The following is a 16,555-nucleotide window of genomic DNA, read 5'->3' as shown; positions in this document are numbered from 1 at the left end:
GTTAATCACTTCCTTTTGTTTAAGTTACGCTTTTGGAGCAGGCTGTTCTTCGCCTTCTCTGTCGGATCCGTAATAGTGGTAGCCATAATAACCAGTTTGCTCTGATGTATTGAGCGATTTATTAACAACAAAGCCAATTGCCATATTAGGATTTAAACGTTCCACTGTCTTTTGAATGTCCGATAATCTTGAGCGGCCTTCTTCTACTACAACAACGGCTTGACCAGCGAAGTTGGCCAATACAGCAGACTCATTGATACCAATAATGGGTGGTGTGTCTATGATCACAACGCGGTCAGCATAGCGCGTGGAGAACTCTGTAATTAGATCGTGCATCGCCTGACTGGCTAACAATTCTGTTGATAAGTGATGCGACCGTCCAGCTGGAATAATCCGTAATTTATCGATGTTAGAACGAAACATGACTTGCCCAATTTTCTTCACATCACCTAGTAAATACTCCATCAAACCGGAGCGCTCTGTTAGGCCTAAGGTTCGCAGCGTATTCGGTTTTAAAACATCAGCGTCGACAAGCAACACGCGTTTGTCTTTTTCTGCAGCAATACTTAATGCTAAGTTAACGGCTGTGAAGGTTTTTCCTTCGCTTGGACGCGCGCTGGTAACCATAATAATATTGGCATTAGTGATTGTTTTCGACAGTGCCCCGAATGCGTTGGATAAAAGCTTGCGCTTTATTTCGCGATACTCTTCATTAATCTGGCTGCGGGTGCTGTGCAAAGAGACAAATCCGCGTTTTTCTAAGCTAGCAATATCAATGTCAAAAAACCGCTCTGTGGTAAGCGTATCGTCGCTTTGCCCGCTACTCCCAGCTTCTGCGCTAGCAGGCGACACTATTGCATTTGCTTCAATTGCATTTGCTTCAACTTCACTGGCCTTAATTGCACTGGCTTCAATTGCGCGGGCTAGGGTAGGTTCAGGTTCATCCTGAGACAAACTCTCTGCAGCTAAATTTTCAAGTTCCTTTGCTTCATCATTTAAGAGTTCAGCTTCCTTTTTCAAACGCTCAGCTTCTTTTTGGCGAAGTAAGGCTTTTTCTATTGTATTGTTCATAATGGAAATTTGCTCGCTAAATCAATGTTCATTACATCTACCACTACTAAGCCAGCGTATAGCAAAAGAATAGCACCGGACGATAATGCAAAAATAAAGATACGCATTTTGTTTCGTTTTTTGATTTTTACTATATCTAAGTGACCCACCATGCCCCAAATAGGGAAACCGGTTAAGTCACTGAGCTGTTGGCCGCGAACTAAAACCGGCTTAACCATGCTCATTAAGAACGCAATGCCCACCCCCATACCGAAACCAACAAACAAAATACCTGTGTAGAATAAGATACGTTTTGGACCGCTAGGTTGACTGGCAATCAGAGGCGGTCGAATAATCCTGAACTGCAAATCTTCAGACTGAACATCTGCGCGGCGCGTTAAGTCGTTAGACTCTCGACGCGACAGCAGTTCTTCATATTTCTGCTTTTTAATTCCGTAATCGCGGTTGAGAGCAGTTTGTTCCGCTTCTATTTGCGGCACTAAGTCAATTTTGGATTGTAAATCTTCAATCTTGCGCTTGGTATCAGTTTTTCTGACATTCAATGACGCGAGCAGCCCCTCTAAGCGGGTAATTTCAAGGCTTAGTTGACGGTCTGACTCGGTCAGCATAGACGGGGCATCACCGGTGTCTTGTGCCATAAACGCATTAATTTCTTTTTCTCGCTGTTCTTTGAGTGAGTCTAACAAATTTTGTGATTCAATAACGTCAGGATGTTTTTCGGTAAATCGCAGCTTCAGTTCGTCCAAACGTCCTTCCAAACCCAGTATACGGTCGTCATAACGCGTAGTTAATACTTGTTCTCCGTCATTGCTGCGAACGCCAAAACCGTCGGCTGCCTTTTGTGCTTGACGAGTTTGTCCTCTCATCGCGTTAATTTGCTGCTGAGTTTCTTTAATCGTGAGTTCGGTACCTTCCAGCAGGCTGCGCAAAGACTGAAGGTTGTTGTAGAAGGTGCCTTCTCCGGGGAGGATCTCAGCATACTGTTTTTTGAAGTCAGCAAGGCGTTGCTCGCTCTCTGATAAGCTGGATTCGTATTCTGCAATTTGGTCATCAAGGAATCGAGTGGTTGTATCAACGTCGCGACGGGAGTTGCCTAATGAGCCTTCAACAAACAAATCAAGTGTTTCTTGTACTACAGTTCTTGCCATTCCAGGGTTTTGATTAGAATATGAAATGGTGTAGATGTTGTCGCGACCTGTTCCCGCAAGGTTTATATCGTCGGTCAAGTTAGTAATGAGTTTATTGTATGCTTCGTCGGTAGTTACGGTGATGTCTAAATCAGACTCGCGAGCAATCGTTTCTACGTTTGAGCGACTTAGCAGCGTTTTTGCCATCATCTGAATTTCTTGTTCAGGATTAGTCCCGAATGCTAAACCCCTGAGTATTGGCTGTAGCACTGAGCGAGTATCCACGAATACCTGTGCATCTGACTCATAAACGTCGGGCAAAGTAGAAACATAAAAAAAGCCAATAGGACATATCAGCCATGAACATATCATCACGTATCTTTTCTTTATCCATATCCCTCGGATAAAGTCGAGCACCATTTGAATGGTTTGTTCTAAATCTTGCATGTATGTACTTCTCTAAATTAGATTAAAACCAAGCTTCTGGAATGATGATGATGTCGCCTGGGAGCATATCGATATTTTCCCTAATATCGCCGTCTTTTATGAGGGCTTCGATATTTATCTCATATGTGGTTTGTTGGCCTTCGATAACACGCACCAATTTCGCGTTATTACCGCTTGCAAATTCAGTCAAACCACCTACCGCGATCATCAGATCGAGTAGGGTCATGTTCTCAGTGTAATTAACGGCGCTGGGGTTTGTTGCTTCACCAATCACGCGAACTTGTTCGCTGAACGGTCCTTGAAAACTGGCAACACTCACCGTCACTCTCGGATTATTTATGTAGGTGGAAAGTTGTTCTTCTAGCTGGCGCGCAAGCATGGTTGGGGTTCTGCCAGATACTTCAACATCCTCAACCAATGACGTGGTGACTTTCCCATCTGGACGCACAACAAAACTGCCAGATATTTCTGGATTTCGCCAAACAAAAATCGTGAGGTTGTCTCCTGGGCCTATAAGGTATTGGTAATCATTAACGTTGGTTGTTAATGACGCTCGCGTTGTTGCTTCCGGCAGCTTATTAACGCTACATCCTGTCATAACAAAGGTGGTAAGAACCAGTCCGACGATGCCTAATTGACGTGCTTTTTTCATCCCTAAATTTCCTTCACAGATGTTGATGATATTCACAAAGTTTATCATAAATCATAAATCAGTCATTTACCCGAGCGTGAAACCTATTATAATGCTCGACGAATTAATATAAGTTTATCTTAAATAAATCAATTATCATACGTCTAAAACGAGAGTTTGTATAATAGTCGTTGGTAAAGGGAAGTTATGGCATCGTCAAACAAAAGACAGAATAAACGTTCAACGGCGCTAGTGCTAACTGAAGCAGTACTTGTATCGTATGTAAGCTATATTGCGAGCTTCGTTTTGGTCAGTCTACAAATTACGGCTAAGCCAAACTCTGAAGCGCTGGCAATAAATATTTTCCTCCTCATGATGGCAATCTTAGTCTGCTCTTTGTCCGTTGGTTTATACGAAACCAAACTTCGAGAAACGTTTAGGGGCATTATTCGACGCATTTTTGTGAGTTTAGTTTTAAGCTTCTTCATCGTCGAAATTGTAACGAGTGCACTCTTTACACAACTTGATCTAGACGCCTACTTTCTGCCTACCGCTGTTTGCTTCAATATAGTGACCCTAGTTTTTTTCCGCTACTTTACGAATCGTTTAGGCCTGATGGGTTTGAGCAGTTCGCGCATTTTGGTGCTGGGCGCTGGCGTTAGAGCTTCTATTATCGAAAGCAGAATGCGCCGAGACGTCGACCGTTTAGGCTTTGAATTAGTCGGTTTTGTTCCGATCCCTGGTGATGACCGCCAAAGCGGTGTACTGAGAGAAAAAATCATCCATGTAAAAGTGGACGATTCCTTTAGACAATTTTTAACTGACAATAATATTGAAGAAATTATTGTCGCCTGTGACCAGCGCCGTGGCACTTTGCCTGTATCGGTATTATTTGATTGCCGCTTAAGAGGCATAGAAGTAACCGATTTGCTCGATTTCATGGAGCGCGAACGCGGCCAAATAGTGGTTGACCTGATGTACCCAAGTTGGGTGATTTATTCAAACGGGTTTCATTCTCAAAATTATCTGCGTGAGTCAGTCGACTACGTGCTTAACATTACACTCGCCACTTTTGTAATGTTTTTTGCCTGGCCATTTATGCTGATCACTGCACTCATTATTTACATCGATGATGGTTTTCGCACTGGCGCTTCCGTTTTTTATAAGCAAGAGCGGGTGGGCAAAGACGGTAAACTGTTCAACATTCTAAAATTCCGAAGTATGCGGCCAGACGCTGAAAAAGACGGCGCTAAATGGGCTACCAAAAATGACAATAGGGTTACAGGAATTGGTAACTTTATTCGCAAGTATCGCATCGACGAACTACCGCAATTGCTGAACGTGCTCAAAGGTGAAATGTCATTCATCGGCCCGCGGCCAGAGCGCCCCGAGTTTGTTCAGCAGTTGGTGAAGGAAGTGCCTTATTACAATCAGCGCCACAATGTAAAACCAGGCCTAGCTGGCTGGGCACAATTGAATTACCCCTACGGCGCTAGCGTTAGAGATTCACTTGAAAAACTCAAATTTGATTTATATTACGTGAAGCATCAAAGCTTACTTTTAGACATTTTAATACTGATCAGAACCGTTGAGATTGTTTTATTTGGTAAAGGTCGATAATCGTTAAATCGATTTTTGAACAGGGAAAATAAACTATGCAGGTTCACCCCAAAAGACTTAACGCGATGACAGTAGATGTTGAAGATTACTTCCACGTATCTGCGTTTGAATCGGTTATTTCGCCCTCAGACTGGTCTAGTATCACGCCGCGCGTTGGCAATAATACACACCGCTTAATTGACTTATTTAACGAACACGGCATAAAAGGCACATTTTTTACGCTTGGTTGGGTGGCGGAACATTGTCCAGATGTCGTGAAACGAATTGTTGATGAAGGTCATGAGTTAGGCAGTCACGGTTCTAACCATCGACGCACAACAACCATGACGCGTGACGAAGTATTTGAAGATATTCGTATTAGCAAAGACAAGCTCGAACAAGCCTCAGGCAAAGCATTGCTAGGATATCGTGCGCCCAGTTTTTCTATTAATAAAACTAATGAGTGGGTGTTTGATATTCTGGTTGAACAAGGCTTCAAATACAGCTCAAGTACTTACCCAATAGAACATGACCTATATGGCGTGCCGGATTGGCCAAGATTTAAGCATGTGCGCAAAGAAGGCATTATTGAAATACCTGTACCGACCATAGCCAGCAATGGCAAGAACACCGGTATTGGTGGTGGTGGCTATTTTCGTCTTTATCCTTATTGGTTATCAAACCGACGTATAAAAAGATACATGGAAACAACCACAGAACCGTATAACTTCTACTTTCATCCTTGGGAAATAGACGCAGATCAGCCTCGCGTTGAAGGGGCTCCGTTTAAATCAAAATTACGACATTACGTTAACCTGCACGCAATGGAAAAGAAATTGGTGAAACTTATCAAAGACCATGAATGGTCAACGATGGCCGAGGTTTACGGAATAAACAAGTAGCAGAACGACAAAGTAACGGACTAACAAAATAGATGATCAGAATAGCAACACACGATGATGCGGCCATATGGAACGCATTTGTAGAAAACCATGAACTGGGTAGCTTTTGCCACTTGTTTGGTTGGCGCAGGGTTATTCACGACTCTAGCGGCCACAAACCGCATTATTTGCTCAGTATCAATGAAGAAGGCCTGTTAGATGGCCTTTTGCCGTTATTTGAAGTCAAAAGTTTTTTGTTCGGTCATCAGCTGTGCTCCACGCCATTTTGTATGTATGGCGGCGCCATTGCGAATTCAGTAGAGGTTAAAAACGCGTTAGAGCAGCAGGCTTGCAAGCTTGCTCAAGACTTAGGCGTAGACTATTTAGAGCTTCGCTATCAATCGCAACAAGCTGAATTAGTTGAGCAAGGTTTTGTTGAAAAGTCGGTACACAGCTACTTTGAAACTGAATTGAAAAACAACGATGACGATATTTTACTGAGCATTAAAAAGAAGCAACGCGCCGTTGTGCGTCACTCATTGAAAAACGAATTATCTACTACTGTCGCTCAAGACATCGATACCCTTTATCACATTTATTCTACAAGCGTTCGAAATTTAGGAACGCCGGTATTTTCAAAAAAGCTATTCAAGCTGTTGCTCGATGAATTCAAAGATAAGGTTGATGTGTTGACCGTCTCACACGACAACACTGCATTATCTAGCGTGATGAGCTTCTACTATAAAGACACCGTGATGCCTTACTATGGCGGCGGCTTAACGGCAGCGCGCGGTGCTAAAAGTAACGACCACATGTATTATCAATTAATGTGTCACGCTGCGAAAAGAGGCTGCAAGCTGTTTGATTTTGGCCGAAGTAAAAACGATTCGGGTGCGTTTAAATACAAGAACACTTGGGGCATTGAGCCAAAACCACTGTTCCACTACTACCATTTGGTCAAGGCGCAAGAGCTGCCTAACCTGAGTCCCAACAATCCTAAGTACCAGATGTTGATCAATACCTGGCAGAAGCTACCGTTGAAAGTGTCACAAATAATCGGTCCGTTTTTGTCCAAGTACGTGGCATAGGGATAAGTAATGATGAAGCCGGCGCTACTGTTTCTAGTTCATCGAATTCCATTTCCGCCAAATAAGGGGGATAAAATTCGTTCGTTCAATATGATGAAGCAGTTGAGTCAGGCGTTTGATATTCATCTCGGTTGTTTTATTGACGATGACGAAGATCTCGGTTTCGACAAAGACTTACTCGCGTATTGTAAAAGCATAAAGTGCATTCAGCAAAACAAACTGCTCTGCAAAGTAAAGGGTTTGGCGGGGTTTGTGACTAGCAAGCCTATTACTTTACCTTACTATCACAGCCATGAAATGCAGCGCTGGGTTGACGAAACCATTGTTGAGCAGCAAGTGCAGCGTGTTCTCATCTTTTCAGCTGCCATGGCTCAATTTGTCGAGCCACATTTACCCAATATAAAGCATAGCGTGCTTGATTTTGTTGATGTTGATTCAGACAAGTGGCGCCAGTATGCGGCAGAAAAGAGTGGCATCAAAGCGTGGTTTTACAATCGCGAAGCACGCTTGCTGCAAAGTTATGAAACTAATATGGCTAATGCGTTCGACTTTAGTACTTTTGTTTCAGATGATGAAGCAAGCATGTTTACGTCACTTATTCCAAAGGCGCTCGATAATAAAGTGCTAGGCGTCAGGAATGGGGTTGACACAACTTACTTCGATCCTCAGGCGGGGCTTGAAGCCGTTGATAACATAGCGGACAATAGCGTTGCCTTTACCGGCGCCATGGATTACTGGGCGAATGTGAACGCAGTGATGTGGTTTGTGGAAAACGTATGGCCGCTTATCCTGTCTCATGATAACACCGCTCAATTTTATGTGGTGGGGTCGAAGCCTAGCGCAGAAGTGCAAGCATTGCATGGTAAACACAATATTACGGTTACTGGGCGCGTTGAGGACGTGCGACCTTACATTGCACAAACCAAAGTGTCGGTAGCACCGCTTCGTATAGCACGTGGTATTCAGAATAAAGTGCTAGAAGCACTCTCAATGGCCAAACCGATTGTGCTGTCGAGTATGGCGGCTGAAGGTATTGCTAAGCCGCTAAGTAGCGATTATCAAGTTGAAGATTCCCCTGAGGCCATGGCACAAATCATATGTGACTTACTGGCGAAAGAAGCGTTGGTTAGTGAAAGTAACAGAGCCTTCGTGGTTGAACACTTTTCATGGGAAAGTGAAATGCACAAGTTTTCAGATTTACTTAATGGAGTACGAGTTTGATGAGTCAAAATAAAAGGATTGTTTTGCAGTTTGGCGTATTTTTGGCTGCCTGGTTTGTGCTTTATTTCTCAACACTCGTGAGCATGGTGGAAGTATGGGGTTCATCTGAAACCTACAAACACTGCTTCTTTATCGTGCCGGTAGTCCTGTATTTATTCTACGAACGTAAGTCGGAGTTTGTGCATACTCAGCTACAGCCAAATTACTGGGTGCTGCTAGCTCTATTTGCTGTGCAAGTGATAAACATGTTCAGCGAATTGCTAGGCATCAATCTGTTTACTCATGCTAGTGCCTACTTGTCTTTGGTGCTTATTGTCTGGCTTTGTTTTGGCAATCAATTTGTATATCGATTCGCCTTTCCTTTGTTTTTCTTAGCCTTTACCATTCCTTTTGGTGATGAATTGGTACCTGTACTGCAAGATATTACGGCGTATTTAACCGTCGAAATGCTGCAGCTAGTAGGTATTCCTATTTACCGAGAAGGTTTGTATTTGTATGTGCCTAACGGCACGTTCTTAGTGGCTGAAGCATGTGCTGGTATTCGATTCTTAATTGCATCGTTTGCCTTGGGTACTTTGTTTGCCTATCTTAACTATAAAACGCGTTGGAAAATTGTCGCGTTTGTTTTTGCGTCGCTTATTGTGCCAATTATTGCTAATGGTATCCGTGCGTTTGGCATCGTTGTTATTGGTTATCTAACCGATATGGAGCATGCCACAGGGGCCGATCACTTAGTGTATGGTTGGTTCTTCTTTGCGTTTGTCTTGCTGTTACTTTTTGGCATTGGACAAATTGGTCGCGAAAACACCCAAAGTGAGAAAATTGAAGGCGCGCCCACAGGCACTGTTAAGGTTATGCCTATCCAGAACTTGATAATGTCGCTGCTAGTCGTTGCGACGGTCGGCACCTACACCACTTTTTATATCAATTCCATACCGCCAGTGCCTTCGTCCAACTTAACAAATACGCTCAATGCTAATGAAGCCTTCACGCCACAAGAACTTTCTTGGCAACCTGATATGACCAACCCACATGAAGAATGGTCAGGCGTTTACAAGACGAATAATAACCAAACGCCGATTTACGTTGCTAAGTATTATTTTGACAACGATGAGCATGAAATGGTCAGTGGCTTGAGTCGTTATTACAATATTGACAACTTCACGCGGAAAACAATTGATAGAGAAATGACGTCAAAAGGCCAAGTGAATCTGATTGAGTTGGTCGACATTCGAGGCAACAACGTTGCTTTAGTTTATTGGTTCGAGGTAGATGGCAAGCGCACCGCAAGCTCAATTCCGACAAAAGTGAATCAAACCATCAGTAAGCTAGCGGGCAATCATGGGGCAGGTGTGTTTATTGCCGTTCAGGTGAATAGCGAATTGCCATCAAGAGAAGCCAAGATAAAGGCGATGGAAGCGGCAATTGAAGGTTTTCAGTACTAATGAAAATTAAACTCATGCACCTTGTCTATAGCTTCGATGTAGGTGGCCTTGAGCGTATTATCGCAAACTGCATCGCCAGTTTGCCGGATAATTATGAGCACACCATTGTGACGCTTACCAATTATTCGGAAGAGTTTGTGGCGCAACTTGCTAAGTCGGTAAAAATGATAGCCTTAAACAAACCGCAAGGGCAGAGCTGGGGCACGTTTAAGCAGTTTTATGCTGTATTGAAACAAGAGAAGCCCGATATTTTACATTCTTATAATCTGGCTAGCTTGGAGTTTCAAACCATGGCTGCGCTAGCAAGAGTGCCGTTTCGACTGCATGCTGAACATGGACGAGATGTTCACGACCCGGATGGCACAAATAAGAAATATCAAATACTGCGCAAGCTTGTTGCGCCTTTTGTGCATAAGATTGTGTCGGTAAGTGATGACTTACATCAATGGCTAATAAATGTCGTAGGCTTGTCTGACAAAAAATGCGATCTGATTTTAAACGGTGTAGATACTGCGCAATATAAACCGGCAGAACGGCACACTGGCGCTGCGGTAAGTGAAGGTTCAACTGCCGCACAAGCGCTGATTTTTGGACACGTAGGCCGACTGCAAGCAATTAAGAATCAAAAGAACCTGATTGCAAGTTATGTATTAGCCTGCGAGCAAAGCGAAAAATTCAAAGCGGAAACAAAACTTGTTGTTGTAGGAAAAGGACCGCTGCAAGAAGCCTTAGAGCAACAGATAGCCAATTCATCATGCCCACAAAATATAGAAATGTGGGGTGAACGCCACGACATGCCAGCGGTATACCAAGCGCTTAACGTATTCGTTATGTCATCTGATGCTGAAGGTGTTCCAATGACTATGCTTGAGGCAATGTCTAGCGGCTTGCCAGTTGTTAGCACACGTGTTGGCGGCATCCCTGAAATAACGAGTAAGGAGCAAGCCATTTTAGTCGATGCTAAATCGGTGGAAGCACTAAGCGAAGGACTGTTGCTTATGTTCGATAAATACAAAGCTGAAGGCGAATATGGGCCCGTATTCCAAGAGATGCAGGCAGCCTCGCAGCAATTAGTGGAAGAACGATTTAGTCAAAACACCATGATCAATCAATATTTAGCGTTATACCAACAAGGATTAGCTCATGTGCGGAATTAGCGGCTTTATATCGTTGACGGGTAAATACAATATAGACGAGTCTTTACTGAAAGAAATGAACAGAACGCAAGCACATCGCGGCCCAGACGCGGAAGGCTATTATTTCGATAAAGGCATTGGTTTGGCACATCGTCGCTTGTCGATTATTGATGTGTCGAGCGGCCAGCAACCGATGTTCAGCGACAACAAAGATATTGTGATTGTGTTTAACGGCGAGATCTATAACTTCCTCGACGTGAACGCCATGCTGGAAGCAAAAGGCCACGTATTTAACACTCACAGCGACACCGAAACCATCATTCGTGCCTATCAAGAGTGGGGCACTGATTGTTTGCAACACTTTAACGGCATGTTTGCTTTTGTGCTATACGACAAAGCGCAAAACGCGGTGTTTATGGCGCGCGATAGAGTTGGCGAAAAGCCCTTCTTTTACACCATCATCAACGATAGCTTCTTATTTTCATCAGAATTAAAAGTGCTGCAGGCTCACCCTGAGTTTGACCAAGCGCTGTCTCCGCAAGCGGTGGAAGATTATCTAACCTTTGGCTACGTGCCAGAAACACGCTCTATTTTTAAGCATGTTAAAAAGCTTCAGCCAGCGCACTTTATGCACTTTCCTATTTCCAATGATATGAGCGATGCCAGTTTGCGCCAACATCAATATTGGGACATTGAACAAACCAGCAGTAGTAAAATCGGCAACCCAGAAACGCTGTACGCCGACTTTAAACATAAAGTCAGCCAGCGCATGATGTCGGAAGTTCCTTTAGGTGCCTTTTTATCTGGCGGTGTTGATTCAAGCGGCGTGGTTGCGGCGATGGCGCAGCTTAATCCAGATAAAAAAGTGACTACCTGTTCTATTGGCTTTGATGTGCCAGAATTTAATGAGTCTGAGTTCGCGCAAGCGGTGGCTGATAAATATAATACTGATCACCATCTAGATATCGTAAGTCATGATGATTTCGGCTTAATTGACAGTTTGATTGATATGTACGACGAGCCTTTTTCCGACAGCTCAGCCTTACCCACATTTAAAGTATGCGAGGTAGCGCGAAAATACGTCACGGTTTGTTTATCTGGCGATGCGGGTGACGAATTATTTGGCGGTTATAGACGTTATAAGCTGCATAAAAACGAAGAAAAGTTGCGTTCGAAAATACCCAGTATTATTCGCCAATTGGTGTTTAAGCCCTTATCAATTATTTACCCCAAGGCGGATTGGGCGCCTCGCTTCTTGAGGGCAAAAACGACCTTTCAGTCGCTATCAATGAGCAGTTGGAAAGGCTATTTGAATGGCGTGAGTAAAATTCGAGAAGATGAGCGCAAAAAACTGTATTCAACTGGCTTTGAGCAAAAGCTAGAGGGGTACAATTCAGAGCAAGTTTTCATTGATATCCTGCGAACTAAGTCGTTTGACTGCCCAGTGAAAGAAGCGCAGTACCTTGATTTTAAAACCTGGATGCCAAGTGATATTTTAGTCAAAGTTGATCGTGTAAGTATGGCAAATAGCCTAGAAGTGCGCGTGCCCATGCTTGATCATGAGTTTATTGATAGTTATTTTAGTTTGCAGACTGAGCAAAATATTGAAGGGTCGAACGGTAAAGCCTTATTTAAAAAAGCCTTAGAGCCGCATTTACCGCACGACAACTTATACCGTGACAAGATGGGCTTCAGTATACCGTTGTCGGAATGGTTGCGTGGGCCCTTGAAAGAACAATTGCAAAAAGCCATTTCTGAGCCGAAGTTATTAGCACTGGATATATTTGATAGCCGGCAGCTTGAGAAAATGTTTCAAGCGCATCAAAACAATAAGCGCGATTATGGTGCTGAACTGTGGACGGTGTTTATGTTTTCGCAGTTTGTGCGGAAAAATGATGTGTATTGGTAGCCGCAAGTTTGGCTAACATTTGAACGAATGAATTAGTAAGGATTAAATGTGAAAGTATTGCACGTGTTAGACCACTCCATACCCCTGCACAGTGGTTACACTTTCAGGACCAAAGCTATTTTAGAGCAGCAGCACGGCTTTGGGATTGACACTGTGCATGTGACAAGCGCTAAACAAGGCGATTTTTCTACTAATCCTGAAACCATTGACGAGCTCATTTTTTATCGAAGTGAAGTACCTACTGGTTTTTTTAGCAAGCTGCCTTTGATTGGTCAAATGGCAATTATTTCGAGCTTAAAGAAGTCCTTAGTCAAAGTGATTAAAACGGAAAATCCAGACATTATTCACGCGCACTCTCCTTCATTAAACGGCGTAGCTGCTAATTGGGCGGCAAAGAAGTTTGGTATTCCATTTGTGTATGAAATAAGGGCTTTTTGGGAAGATGCCGCAGTTGATCACGGCACCTGTAAAGAAGGCGACTTACGCTACCGCTTAACACGCGCAATGGAAAGTAATGTGGTTAAAAATGCTGATGCCGTTACCGTAATATGCCAAGGCCTGAAAGACGATTTGATTGCCAGGGGCGTAGCGAGCAGCAAAATAACGCTCATTCCAAATGCGGTTGAACTGGATAAGTTTATTCACAGAACACCGGATGAAAGCGCCAAGCAGGCATTGCGCGACAAGCTCAATATGGGCGATGCTTTTGTGCTTGGTTTTATTGGTTCTTTTTACGCCTACGAAGGACTAGATATATTAGTGCGAGCCATGCACACCTTGGCTTCAAGTGATAAGCCTTTTAGCCTATTATTAGTGGGTGGCGGCCCTCAAGACGCTAATTTAAAAGCTTTAGCTAAAGAGCTGAAGGTTGAAGATAAAATTATCTTTACCGGCAGAGTTGCTCATGCCGAAGTGGCTAATTATTACGACCTTGTTGACCTGTTGGTATTCCCACGCAAATCAATGCGCTTAACGGAATTAGTCACACCACTGAAACCTTTAGAGGCAATGGCGCAGAAGAAGTTGGTGCTTGCCTCGGATGTAGGGGGACATAAAGAGTTGATTGAAGATGGCAGCAATGGATATTTGTTTGCTGCTGATGATGAAAAAGAGCTGGCTGAAAAGATTATAGAAATATCAGGTAAAGAGCACGCAGGAATTTTAGATAATGGCTTAAGCTTTGTGAAAGAAGTGAGAAACTGGAAAGTGTCGGTGAGTAATTATTTGCCAATTTATGAGCGTTTAACAGGTAAAAAAGTGCAAGGGAAGCAACAGTGAATATACTGGTTTTTAGCTCTCTTTTTCCCTCTAGCGTAAGGCCCCACGCGGGCTTGTTTGTAAAAGAACGCGCAAAAAGAATGGCTGAGTTTGCTGAAATTAAAGTGGTAAGCCCGGTACCGTGGTTTCCGCTGCAGAGCTTCCTGCGACTTGTTTTTCCTGATTACCGACTTATGCCCGCCGCAATGGAAATAGTTGACGGTATTGAAGTGTATTATCCTCGATTTTTATCGTTTCCTTCTGTTGGACGGCGTTTTGACGGATTCTTTATGCGTTTGTTTAGTCAGCGGTTTATTCAAAAATTAAATAAAACATACGATATCAATGCGATAGATAGTCACTTTTCTTATCCTGACGGATTTGCCGCCACACAGATTGCGAGCAACCTTCGAATACCCAGTACTATTACGTTAAGAGGTACCGAGAAGAAACATCTTGAGTCGCCTAAGTTAAGAAACAAAGTTCAACAAGCTTGGAACAGCGCCACTAAGTTAGTGACAGTTTCCACCTCGTTAAAAGAGTTAGCAGTAGCCAACGGTGCGCAAGCTAACAAAATAACCGTTATTGGAAACGGTATAGATACCGAGAAGTTTTTTGCTCAAGACAAAGCACAAGCAAAAAGCAAACAAGGTATAAACGCCAGCACGAAGGTGCTGATTACCGTGGGTGGTTTAGTGCCACGGAAAGGTTTTCATCGGGTGTTAGAAATTTTACCTGCGGTATTACAAAATTATCCAGACCTTGTTTATTTGATTGTGGGCGGTGCCACTGCTGAGGGCAATAATGAGCCTGACTTAAGGCGCCAAGTGATTGACTTAGGCTTAATTAATAACGTTAAATTTATGGGACCCAAACCATCCAATGAGTTAACGGATTACTTGTCTGCAGCTGATTTATTTGTGTTACCGACAGCGAATGAAGGGTGGGCAAATGTTTTTCTTGAATCGCTGTCTTGTGCTACACCCGTTGTTGCAACAGATGTTGGCGGTAACAGCGAGGTGATATGTAATGATCATATTGGTTTTATTGTTCCTTTTGGTGACTCAGAAGCCTTAAAAAAAGCCACGTTGACAGCACTTGAAAAGACTTGGGATAAAAACATGCTTGTGCAGTATGCTAGTGATAATCACTGGAACAATCGAGTAAGTGCGTTAAAGCAGGTATTTGACAATGCGTTGGAGCATTTCTCATTAGAGCGTGCTTCACTGGAAGGAAAGGATTAGTAAATGAGTCTTTATACAAAATTTGTTGCCAATGTTTTTTTTCCATTGCATGAAAAACTTAAAAAACATGACACTGTTAGTATTCGCAAGCAGCTAGAGGAGTCGCAATGGTTATCAACAGACAAACTGCTAGCGCTGCAAAATGATAAGCTACAGCAGTTTCTGTCTGGGCTGTATATTAACAATACCTTTGTAAAAAAACTGTTCGATAATAATAAGCTCTCACCCAGTGATATTAAGACAGCGGCTGACTTATCAAAATTGCCGTTTATGACAAAGTCGGTAATTAAAGAAAATTTTGAAGAATTGCTTTCCAAAAATGCTAAATCGGTCAGTAAATTTAGCACTGGAGGGTCAAGCGGTAACCCTTTACTCTTTTTATTAGGTAAGGAAAGAGTTAGCCACGACGTAGCCGAAAAGTGGCGCGCCACACGCTGGTGGGATGTTGACATTGGCGATACAGAAATTGTTGCTTGGGGCTCGCCGATTGAACTGAATAGTCAAGATAAGGTAAAAGCCATACGCGACAAATTTTTAAGAACACACCTGATCCCTGCCTTTGACTTATCGGATGCTAGCGTGATGACGTTCTTGGATGAAATTAAGTCGAAACGCCCCAAGATGCTGTTCGGTTACCCTTCCGTTTTTGCCATGTTAGCTAAAAAAGCCATTGAAAAACAAATTGATATGAGCAAATGCGGTATAAAAGTGGTTTTTGTGACTTCAGAGCGTCTGTACGACTACCAACGCCAAGACATTGAAAAAGCTTTTAATGCGCCTGTGGCAAATGGCTATGGTGGCCGCGATGCTGGTTTTATTGCGCACGAGTGCCCTAAAGGCAATTTACATGTTTCGGCTGAAGATATAGTGGTAGAGATTGTGGGGGACGACCTACAACCGCTTCCTGATGGTGAAGAAGGCGAGATTGTTGTGACTCACTTGGCCACGTCAGACTTTCCGTTTATTCGATATAGAACAGGCGATATTGCCAGTTATTCCAAGCGAGTTTGCGGGTGTGGACGAGGTTTGCCTATATTAGAAAATATTCAAGGACGCAGTACAGACTTTGTTTACAAAACTGACGGAACAAAAATGCATGGCTTGTCGCTAATTTATGTACTGCGAGAAGTTGATGGTATTGAGGAGTTTAAGATTACTCAACATAGCTTAGGTAAAGTTGATGTTGAGGTTGTGCCAACCACGGAAATGAGTAGCGCTATAGAGCATTACATTGTTGATGGATTAAAACAACGATTAGGTGACTCGGTGGATGTTCAAGTGTTCTCTGTTGCTGCGCTGACGCCTGAAAAATCGGGTAAGTATCGGTATGTTATTTGTAAGGTTGAATAAAAGATGATTGATAAGCTAGCCATTTTAGTGTCGAATTTTGTTATTTGTTGGAGTATTTATCAGCTTTGGAAGTACGAGAAGAGTGAAGCCGACAATAAAAAACAAATAAAAAATAAAGTACAAAAAATAAAAGATGAGAGCAAATAAAC

The 16,555-nt window shown here is 43.0% G+C and carries 14 protein-coding genes; 11 read left to right on the top strand and 3 right to left on the bottom strand.

What is annotated here, in order from left to right; translation table 11 throughout:
• Positions 1-24: 24 nt before the first annotated feature.
• From GNIT_RS12215 to GNIT_RS12205, 3 genes are read right to left on the bottom strand one after another with little or no spacing between them, the layout of a single operon-like run.
• Positions 25-1,071 carry an XrtA-associated tyrosine autokinase gene (locus tag GNIT_RS12215; protein WP_014109540.1) on the bottom strand — a complete coding sequence of 349 codons (1,047 nt, stop codon included), beginning with the start codon at positions 1,069-1,071 and terminating at the stop codon, positions 25-27.
• Positions 1,068-2,645 (bottom strand): XrtA system polysaccharide chain length determinant, encoded by a 1,578-nt coding sequence (locus GNIT_RS12210; protein ID WP_014109539.1) that lies wholly within the window; start codon positions 2,643-2,645, stop codon positions 1,068-1,070. The genes GNIT_RS12215 and GNIT_RS12210 overlap by 4 nt, the downstream gene beginning before the upstream one ends.
• Before the next feature lie 22 nt (positions 2,646-2,667).
• Positions 2,668-3,297: an XrtA/PEP-CTERM system exopolysaccharide export protein gene (locus GNIT_RS12205; protein WP_014109538.1), complete on the bottom strand. Its 630-nt coding sequence runs from the start codon at positions 3,295-3,297 to the stop codon at positions 2,668-2,670.
• A 186-nt stretch (positions 3,298-3,483) separates the two neighbouring features.
• Between GNIT_RS12205 and GNIT_RS12200 the strand changes: the two genes are divergently transcribed.
• From GNIT_RS12200 to GNIT_RS18185, 11 genes are read left to right on the top strand one after another with little or no spacing between them, the layout of a single operon-like run.
• Positions 3,484-4,896, top strand: a complete 1,413-nt coding sequence (locus tag GNIT_RS12200) for a TIGR03013 family XrtA/PEP-CTERM system glycosyltransferase (protein WP_014109537.1) — start codon at positions 3,484-3,486, stop codon at positions 4,894-4,896.
• 35 nt (positions 4,897-4,931) lie between these two features.
• A complete protein-coding gene (locus tag GNIT_RS12195; protein WP_014109536.1) occupies positions 4,932-5,777 on the top strand; it encodes an XrtA system polysaccharide deacetylase in 846 nt (281 codons plus the stop codon).
• 32 nt (positions 5,778-5,809) lie between these two features.
• Complete coding sequence (locus GNIT_RS12190) at positions 5,810-6,844, top strand: FemAB family XrtA/PEP-CTERM system-associated protein (RefSeq protein ID WP_014109535.1); 1,035 nt, start codon at positions 5,810-5,812, stop codon at positions 6,842-6,844.
• Between the two features lie 9 nt (positions 6,845-6,853).
• Entirely contained in the window at positions 6,854-8,065 is a 1,212-nt protein-coding gene (locus GNIT_RS12185; protein WP_014109534.1) for a TIGR03087 family PEP-CTERM/XrtA system glycosyltransferase, read from the top strand.
• The gene (xrtA, locus tag GNIT_RS17725) at positions 8,065-9,510 is read left to right on the top strand and encodes an exosortase A (RefSeq protein WP_014109533.1); all 1,446 of its coding nucleotides are present in this window, start codon (positions 8,065-8,067) and stop codon (positions 9,508-9,510) included. Before GNIT_RS12185 ends, xrtA begins: the two co-directional genes overlap by 1 nt.
• On the top strand, positions 9,510-10,667 hold the full coding sequence (locus GNIT_RS12175; protein ID WP_014109532.1) for a glycosyltransferase: 1,158 nt from the start codon (positions 9,510-9,512) through the stop codon (positions 10,665-10,667). Before xrtA ends, GNIT_RS12175 begins: the two co-directional genes overlap by 1 nt.
• A complete protein-coding gene (locus tag GNIT_RS12170; RefSeq protein ID WP_014109531.1) occupies positions 10,654-12,555 on the top strand; it encodes an XrtA/PEP-CTERM system amidotransferase in 1,902 nt (633 codons plus the stop codon). Before GNIT_RS12175 ends, GNIT_RS12170 begins: the two co-directional genes overlap by 14 nt.
• Positions 12,556-12,603: 48 nt before the next feature.
• On the top strand, positions 12,604-13,833 hold the full coding sequence (locus GNIT_RS12165) for a TIGR04063 family PEP-CTERM/XrtA system glycosyltransferase (protein WP_014109530.1): 1,230 nt from the start codon (positions 12,604-12,606) through the stop codon (positions 13,831-13,833).
• Positions 13,830-15,056 carry a glycosyltransferase gene (locus GNIT_RS18010; RefSeq protein WP_041246419.1) on the top strand — a complete coding sequence of 409 codons (1,227 nt, stop codon included), beginning with the start codon at positions 13,830-13,832 and terminating at the stop codon, positions 15,054-15,056. The genes GNIT_RS12165 and GNIT_RS18010 overlap by 4 nt, the downstream gene beginning before the upstream one ends.
• 3 nt (positions 15,057-15,059) lie before the next feature.
• Complete coding sequence (locus GNIT_RS18005) at positions 15,060-16,406, top strand: phenylacetate--CoA ligase family protein (RefSeq protein WP_014109528.1); 1,347 nt, start codon at positions 15,060-15,062, stop codon at positions 16,404-16,406.
• A gap of 3 nt (positions 16,407-16,409) precedes the next feature.
• The gene (locus tag GNIT_RS18185) at positions 16,410-16,553 is read left to right on the top strand and encodes a hypothetical protein (protein ID WP_014109527.1); all 144 of its coding nucleotides are present in this window, start codon (positions 16,410-16,412) and stop codon (positions 16,551-16,553) included.
• Positions 16,554-16,555: the final 2 nt, after the last annotated feature.

The sequence above is a fragment of the Glaciecola nitratireducens FR1064 genome (assembly GCF_000226565.1).
Classification (GTDB): Bacteria; Pseudomonadota; Gammaproteobacteria; order Enterobacterales; family Alteromonadaceae; genus Glaciecola; species Glaciecola nitratireducens.
Note: the sequence above shows the minus strand (reverse complement) of the source record. Positions and strands in the feature narration are given on the sequence as shown.

Excerpts from the sequence above, each read along its gene's own strand:
- GNIT_RS18185 (WP_014109527.1), top strand. The coding sequence starts at position 16,410 with ATGATTGATAAGCTAGCCATTTTAGTGTCGAATTTTGTTATTTGTTGG.
- GNIT_RS12210 (WP_014109539.1), bottom strand. The coding sequence starts at position 2,645 with ATGCAAGATTTAGAACAAACCATTCAAATGGTGCTCGACTTTATCCGA.
- GNIT_RS12195 (WP_014109536.1), top strand. The coding sequence starts at position 4,932 with ATGCAGGTTCACCCCAAAAGACTTAACGCGATGACAGTAGATGTTGAA.
- GNIT_RS12190 (WP_014109535.1), top strand. The coding sequence starts at position 5,810 with ATGATCAGAATAGCAACACACGATGATGCGGCCATATGGAACGCATTT.
- GNIT_RS12215 (WP_014109540.1), bottom strand. The coding sequence starts at position 1,071 with ATGAACAATACAATAGAAAAAGCCTTACTTCGCCAAAAAGAAGCTGAG.
- GNIT_RS12205 (WP_014109538.1), bottom strand. The coding sequence starts at position 3,297 with ATGAAAAAAGCACGTCAATTAGGCATCGTCGGACTGGTTCTTACCACC.
- GNIT_RS18005 (WP_014109528.1), top strand. The coding sequence starts at position 15,060 with ATGAGTCTTTATACAAAATTTGTTGCCAATGTTTTTTTTCCATTGCAT.
- GNIT_RS12170 (WP_014109531.1), top strand. The coding sequence starts at position 10,654 with ATGTGCGGAATTAGCGGCTTTATATCGTTGACGGGTAAATACAATATA.
- GNIT_RS12200 (WP_014109537.1), top strand. The coding sequence starts at position 3,484 with ATGGCATCGTCAAACAAAAGACAGAATAAACGTTCAACGGCGCTAGTG.
- GNIT_RS12175 (WP_014109532.1), top strand. The coding sequence starts at position 9,510 with ATGAAAATTAAACTCATGCACCTTGTCTATAGCTTCGATGTAGGTGGC.
- GNIT_RS12185 (WP_014109534.1), top strand. The coding sequence starts at position 6,854 with ATGATGAAGCCGGCGCTACTGTTTCTAGTTCATCGAATTCCATTTCCG.
- xrtA (WP_014109533.1), top strand. The coding sequence starts at position 8,065 with ATGAGTCAAAATAAAAGGATTGTTTTGCAGTTTGGCGTATTTTTGGCT.